Raw genomic sequence first — 7,951 nt, 5'->3', positions numbered from 1 at the left:
CCCCACACCCTGCCACCACCGAAAAACTTTTTCAGCAAGCCCTATTTAGAAACCCGTTTTCTTGTATTTAAGTAGGTAGGCACAATTATTTGTAGGATGGGTTAGCGGTAGCGTAACCCATGCGGGCGTTGGGTTTCATGCTTCAACCGTTCGGCAAAAGCTCACGGCCGAAGCCCAACCTACGTTCTACGTTCATTTTATATTTAATTCCACCCACCTACTTAGAAAACGGGTTTCTTTGAGAAACTATTTAGAAAACGGGTTTCTTTGAGAAACCCGTTTTCTTGTGTGAATGTTAATTTTTGTCATAGAACCCTTGAAAGATTGGCGATTTTTTGCATAATACCATTTTTCTAAAGTAATGGCAGAGATGGTTAATTGCCCTCACCCCCAATCCCTATCTCAGAAAGGGAGAGGGGCAAGGGGATGAGGGACACGAATAAAGAAAAATGGTATAAAATAGCCGCAGTCGTCTTTTGCGTTTAATGTCATGACTTCTACCCTGTTGCCGCTTCTTCCTGCTGTTTACGATATTTTGTTCGATTTCGCTCAATCTGATGGTTTTTGGGCAAATTTAGAAACTGCTTTTGGCACAAGTTATGATGTGGTTAAAGCGACGCAATTACGACAGCAGTGGCAAAGTCGAGATTTTAGTCAACTTCCCCCTATTACAGTTAAAAACCTTGGCAATTCAGGGATTTTCGGCGCATATTCCAGCAGTACCAATAGGATTTATATTTCTCAAGCGCTGATTGATTCGGGGGACGCTACCACCCTCAGCGCGGTGTTATTAGAAGAAATTGGGCATTTTATCGACGCGCAAATCAACAGCAGCGATACGCCGGGGGATGAGGGGCAGTTATTTTCGGCGCTGGTGCGGGGGGTGAATTTAACTGATGCCCAGTTGAATGCTATTAAACAAGAGGATGACCACTCAATTATAACCGTTGATGGCCAGCAAGTGGCGATCGAGATGGCTTTTGGTACAACGGGTTACATACAGTTTGGTTCATTTATGGGAGACCAAGCCACGGACATCACTACAGACAGTAGTGGCAATATCTATATCTCTGGTTATACTAGTGCCAGTTCTGTGAGTCGTGATGTTATTGTCGCAAAGTATGATAAAAGTGGCAATCAACTCTGGTTTAAGACGTTTGGTTCATCTAATATATTAGATGAAGATGGTGTTGGAATCAGCACAGACAGTATTGGAAATGTCTATGTCACTGGTTATACTTATCTTGGTAGCTTTCCCGGCAATGGCAATTTGGGAGGTGCTGATGCTTTCATAGCGAAATACAACGCAAGTGGTAGTCAGACCTGGGTTAAGCAGTTTGGTACATCTAAAGATGAATATGGTTTTGGAATCAGCACGGACAGCATTGGTAATGTCTATGTCACTGGTTCTACTTATCTTGGTAGTTTTCCCGGCAATAGTAATTTGGGAGGTGGTGATGCTTTCATAGCGAAATACAACGCAAGTGGTAGTCAGATCTGGATTAAGCAGTTTGGTACATCGCTGAGTGAGAATGCTTCCAATATCACTATAGACAATACTGATAATATTTATCTCTCTGGTACTACTCAGGGCAGTTTGCCTAGTAATAGTAATTTGGGAGGTGAGGATGCTTTCATAGCGAAATACAACGCAAGTGGTAGTCAGATCTGGATTAAGCAGTTTGGTACATCTGATGTTGACACTCTTTATGATATCAGCACAGACAATAGTGGTAATGTTTATGTCACCGGGTATACTCAGGGCCGTTTTCCTGGTAATAGTAATTTCGGGAGTCGTGATGGATTTGTAGCGAAGTATGATGTGAGTGGCAATCAACTCTGGATTAAGCAGTTTGGTACATCTGGTGATGACTACGGTACTGGAATCAGTACAGACAATAGTGGTAACGTTTATGTCTCTGGTTCTACTATAGGCAGTTTGCCTGGTAATAGTAATTTGGGGAGTAGTGATACATTCATAGCGAAGTATGATGGGAGTGGCAATCAACTCTGGGTTAAGCAGTTTGGTACATCTGATTATGACTGGGCTGATGGAATGAGCTACAACACAGGCAATGTCTATATCACTGGTTTTACTATAGGCAGTTTACCAGGTAATAGTAATTTGGGGGGGGGTGATGTTTTTATCGCAGGTTTTGATGCAAATGGTAATCTGCTAACTAATTCTATCACCCTCTCCATCAATGACCTAACCGTTACCGAAGGCAATAGCGGCACTACTAACGCAGTCTTTACCGTTAGCCTATCTAGTGCTGCCAGTACCGTTGTTACCGTCAATTATGCCACCGCTAACGGTACAGCCACCGCCGGAACCGATTACACCGCTATTCCTACCACCACCTTAACCTTCAATCCGGGAGAAACTTCTAAAACGATTACTGTTGCAGTCAATGGCGATAACCAAGTTGAACTCAATGAGACATTTTTGCTCAATCTCAGCAATTTACAAGCCAATGGCAGTAACGTCACCCTAGCTGATAATCAGGGACAGGGGACTATTAATAATGACGATAACCCCAATCAATCTCCCACGGATCTAACCCTATCTAACAACACAGTAGCCGAAAATCAACCCATTAACACCCTCATTGGTGACTTTACTACTACCGACCCCGACACTGGTAATACCTTTACCTATAGCTTGGTTTCTGGGACAGGAGATACTGATAACAGTCTTTTTAGTATCAGTGCAAACCAACTGAAAACTAACGCTACTTTCGACTACGAAACCAAGAATAGTTACAGTATTCGGGTTAAAACTACAGACCAAGGCGGTTTGTCTTATGAGAAACCACTCACCGTCAATATTACTGATGTAGGCGCTACCTTAGTGAGCAATTATGATACTCGCCATGCTACGGATTTACACATAGTTGGAAACTACGCTTATGTAGCTAATTGGACTGGTGGTTGGTATTCAATACTGAAAATCATTGACATCAGTAACCCGACAAACCCCATCCTTAAAGGCAATTATACTTCTATTCGTATTGCTTCGGATGTACAAGTAGTTGGGAACTACGCTTATGTTGTTTCTGGTGATCCTGCAACACTGCAAATTACCGACATCAGCAACCCGGCAAATCCTACCTTCAAGAGCGCAATTACTTTTTATCAAGATGTGCCAAATGATGTAGAAGTAGTAGGGAACCTCGCTTATGTAGCTTGCAATGTTTCAGGGCTGCACATCATCGACATCAGCAACCCGACAAACCCTATTCATAAGGCTAACTATAGAACAGGAGATTTGTATTCTGGTTATGCTTTGGGTGTACAAGTGGTAAATAAATACGCTTATGTAGCTGCTTTAGATTTAGGACTGCAAATTATCGACATCAGCAACCCCACAGCCCCCACTCTCAAGGGCAATTATGATACTCCTGGAATAGCTGATGACGTACAGATAGTAGGTAATTACGCTTATGTAGCTGATAGGGGTTCTGGACTGCAAATCATCGACATCAGCAACCCCAGCAACCCCACTCTCAAGGGTAATTATAAGACTTCTTACTCGGCTGAGAGTGTACAAGTGGTGGACAAATACGCCTATGTAGCTGTTGGGTATTTAGGACTGGAAATTATCGACATCAGCAATCCCGCTAACCCCACTCTCAAGGGCAATTATGATACTGACGGGTGGGTATCTGATGTACAAGTAGTGGGTAACTACGCTTATTTAGCTGATGGGGATGGTGGCTTGAAGATTCTTGATGTTAGTGAGTTTACCACTCCAGTAACAAGTGTTACTCTTGCTGTTTCTCCTAGTAGTGTTGCCGAAGACGGAACGACTAATTTAGTTTATGCCTTCATTCGCAATGGAAATACAACTAACCCTTTAACTGTTAACTATACAGTCGGGGGGACAGCTACTTTTAACACAGATTACACTCAAAGTGGTGCAGCAAATTTTACAAGTACAACAGGGACAGTTACTTTCGCTGCTGGTTCATCGACTGCGACTGTAACAATCGACCCCACTGCTGACACAATTGTTGAAGCGGATGAAACCGTTATTTTAACCCTCATTTCGGGGACTGGTTATACATTAGACGCAGCGACCACAGCGACGGGAACGATTAATAATGATGACAGCGCATCGATTGCGATTAGTGATGTCACAGTAACAGAAGGAAATAGCGGAACTACTAATGCAGTATTTACTGTCACCCTTTCTAATCCCGTCGATACAGCAATTACCCTCAATTACGCCACAGCCGATGGAACCGCTACCACAGCAGATAATGATTATATAGCGATTGCTACTACTCCCTTAACCTTCAATGCTGGTGAGACTTCTAAGACGATTACTGTAGCTGTTAATGGCGATACTAAAGTTGAAAGTAACGAGACTTTCTTCGTCAATCTTAGTAATTTACAAACCAATGGTCGTAACGTCACCTTAGCCGATAATCAAGGTCAAGGGACGATTACCAATGATGATGTCATACTTCCTAGTATTACTCTTGCGGTTTCTCCTAGTAGTGTTACTGAAGACGGGACCCAAAATCTCATTTACACCTTTACCCGTAGTGGAGTAACAACAAATCTTTTGACAGTTAACTATAGTATTGGTGGGACAGCAACTAATGGAACTGATTACGCTTCGATTCCCACAGGTGTAACCTTTGCGGCTAATTTAGCGACTGCGACTGTAACAATTAACCCCACTGCTGATACTACTGTTGAAAGCGATGAAACCGTCGCTTTAACTCTCACTTCAGGTACAGGTTATACAGTTGGGACCACCACCGCAGTTACGGGTACGATTACCAATGATGATACCAGTGTCACCCTTGCTGTTTCTCCTGCAAGTGTTACCGAAGATGGGACAAGTAATCTGGTTTATACCTTCACCCGTAGCGGAGTAACCAGTAACGCTTTAACAGTCAATTACACCCTCGGAGGGACAGCTACTCTTAATACCGACTACACTCGCAGCGGGACTAACAATACTGTCACCTTCGCAGCTAATGCTACTACTGCTACCGTAATCGTTGACCCCACTGCTGATACTACAGTAGAAAACAATGAAACCGTCGCTTTAACCCTCGCTTCCGGGACAGGTTATACAATAGGTACTCCTAACGCAGCCACGGGAACAATTACCAATGACGATACCAGTGTCACCCTAGCAGTTTCTCCCGCAAGCGTCACCGAAAACGGGACAACAAATCTGATTTATACCTTCACCCGTACTGGTGTAACAACTAGCGCCTTAACCGCTAACTATACAGTTGGGGGGACAGCTACTTTTAACACAGATTACACCCAAACCGGTGCAGCAAGTTTCACCAGTACAACTGGGACAGTGACTTTCGCAGCTAATGCTACGAAGGCGACTGTAACAGTTGACCCAACTGCTGACACAACTGTTGAAAGTGATGAAACGGTCGTCTTAACTCTCGCGACCGGGACTGGTTATACAATAGGTACACCAACCGCAGTGACGGGGACGATTAATAATGATGATACCAATGTTACTCTTGCGGTCTCTCCTGGAAGTGTTACCGAAGACGGGACAAATAATCTGGTTTATACTTTCACCCGTACTGGTGTAACAACTAACGCCTTGACTGTCAATTACACCCTCGGAGGGACTGCTACTCTCAATACCGACTACACTCGTACAGGGACTAACAATACTGTCACTTTCGCGGCTAATGCTACGACGGCGACTGTAACAGTTGACCCCACTGCTGATACTACTGTTGAAAGTGATGAAACGGTCGCCTTAACTCTTGCGACCGGGACTGGTTATACAGTAGGGACAACTACCGCAGTGACGGGGACAATTACCAATGACGACTTTTCCCAACTCTCCATCAACGACATCATTACTGTTGTCGAAGGTAAAAATAGTAATGCAGTTCTCACCGTCACTGTAAATAATCCCAATCCACAACAAATTAGTGTTAATTATGCTACTGCACCCATTGATGCTACCCCTAATGTAGATTACACTAGCCAGACAGGAACTCTCATCATTCCCGCTAATGCTTCTACTGCTACTATTACCATTCCCATTCTCAATGATGACCTTAATGAACCGGATGAAGTCTTTGCAGTAACCCTGTCAAATGCGACTAATGCTATCATTAATCCTGATGAAGAAACAGCAGGAGTTATCATTACTGATACTTGGCAAAGCATTCTCACTCGTACTTTACCTAACGGTATCGAAAACCTCAAACTAATTGGCACTAATAATATTAACGGTACGGGTAACAATGCTAATAATATCATCACCGGAAATAGTGGCAATAATCAAATCAATGGTGCTAATGGTGCTGATATTCTAACTGGTGGTCCAGGTGCAGATACTTTTATCTTCCAATTTGGTCAATCCACCATATCAACAAGCGATCGTATTACAGATTTTGCCATCAATAGTGATAAAATCGACTTATTAACTCAAGGTGGACTTCCCATGAGTGCGCCTAGTAGTTTCAGTCGTGCTGCTAATAGCACTGTCACCACTTTAGACAATTTAATCAATCAGGTATTTACTGATGCCAATGGAGCCACTACAGGTAATCAAGGATTAGGGGTTAATAGTGCCGCCTTAGTGCAGGTAACAACCGGTGCAATAGCCGGAACTTACCTCGTTATTAATGATAGCACGGCTGGCTTCCAATCCAGCAATGATTTATTAATAAATATCACCGGATTTACTGGTACTTTACCTGCTTTAGGGAACATTCCAGTGAGTAATTTCTTTGTTTAATTAAGTAGGCGTAGGGTGCGTTAGGCGGCTATCAATTCCGTCAAAAAACCAAAATTAACAAGCCGCCGTAACGCACCACCTCTATTATTAAATCGGTGTGTTACGCTATCGCTAACACACCCTACTGGCTGCACAATTGCTTGCTCTACTTGATTGAGGTAATCAGATAAAAGTTTAAGCAGCATGATTTAATATTTGTTCTAATTCTTGACGCAAAGCAAGGTAATGACGATAATCGTTTGCCCATTCTATAAATATTAGATCATCTGATAATGTTCCCTGATTGTATTGGTTATAAAAATCTTCGGAATCCATTTTATGTTGGTTCTCATAAACGCTAAGTCGCTTGGCAACAGCAATCAAAGCATCTAAAGATGATGTATATTGAATGGTCTGTTTACGCATTTTTCTTTTACCCCAAAATAGGGTTTGCTGAATAAATTTGAAATGTAGGCAAAGTAAAGGTTTTGGGGCTTTTCTCGCTCCCACAGGTGCAAGATTTTGAGAGAATCGTCGTTCAAAACCTTGCGTCTTCATCGGCCCGCGTCCTGTAGGGGCGAAGCATTCGGACAATAACCTATCGGTGAAAAGGTAGATTTTCTATCCGAATGCTTCGCCCGTACTTATTCAGCAAACCCAAAATAATGATATTTTGATTATAAACGATTGCGCTCAAACAAAAACATAAATCGTAGTGGACTGACACACCTAATTTAGGTGTAGGGTGCGTATTTGCGGCCATCAATTCGGTCAAAAAACCAAAATTAACAAGCCGCCGTAACGCACCACCTCTATTATTAAATTGCTGCGTTACGCTATCGCGCTTCACACCCTACGATAAGTAGCTGGTTATAATTAAATTAGAAATGGATTTTAGGTTCGATCCCCCCTGCCCCCCTTGATAAGGGGGGTGCCGATAGGCGGGGGGCATCTGATAATTTTTAACGCCTACCTACTTAACAATCCGTTGCCAAAACCGACTTTTCAGAATATAATAGAGAAGAGTAGTCATTCATCGCTCAGATTAGTTAAGATGATATTACATGACTAATAATATTGACCATGACCGCTTATTTAAGGAGTTAATCTCCACCTTTTTTGTCGAATTTATCGAGTTATTTTTTCCTCAAGTAATGGATTATTTAGATAGGGACTCGATTACTTTTTTAGACAAAGAAGTATTTACCGATGTCACGGAAGGAGAAA

The 7,951-nt window shown here is 42.6% G+C and carries 2 protein-coding genes and 1 pseudogene; 2 read left to right on the top strand and 1 reads right to left on the bottom strand.

What is annotated here, in order from left to right; all coding sequences use genetic code 11:
* Nucleotides 1-490: 490 nt before the first annotated feature.
* Nucleotides 491-6,745 (top strand): Calx-beta domain-containing protein, encoded by a 6,255-nt coding sequence (locus IQ242_RS11045; RefSeq protein ID WP_193960006.1) that lies wholly within the window; start codon nt 491-493, stop codon nt 6,743-6,745.
* Between the two features lie 174 nt (nt 6,746-6,919).
* Here IQ242_RS11045 and tumA read toward each other — a convergent pair whose 3' ends face one another.
* Nucleotides 6,920-7,150: an antitoxin TumA gene (gene tumA, locus IQ242_RS27100; RefSeq protein ID WP_193960005.1), complete on the bottom strand. Its 231-nt coding sequence runs from the start codon at nt 7,148-7,150 to the stop codon at nt 6,920-6,922.
* 638 nt (nt 7,151-7,788) lie between these two features.
* On the opposite strand from tumA, the pseudogene IQ242_RS11035 reads away from it, so the two are divergent.
* Nucleotides 7,789-7,951: pseudogene (locus IQ242_RS11035) on the top strand (flagellar assembly protein H); the annotation flags it as partial.

Origin of the sequence: Microcystis sp. LEGE 08355 (assembly GCF_015207185.1) — a bacterium.
GTDB classification, from domain to species: Bacteria; Cyanobacteriota; Cyanobacteriia; order Cyanobacteriales; family Microcystaceae; genus Microcystis; species Microcystis panniformis.
This window is presented reverse-complemented; position numbering and strand designations above follow the sequence as displayed.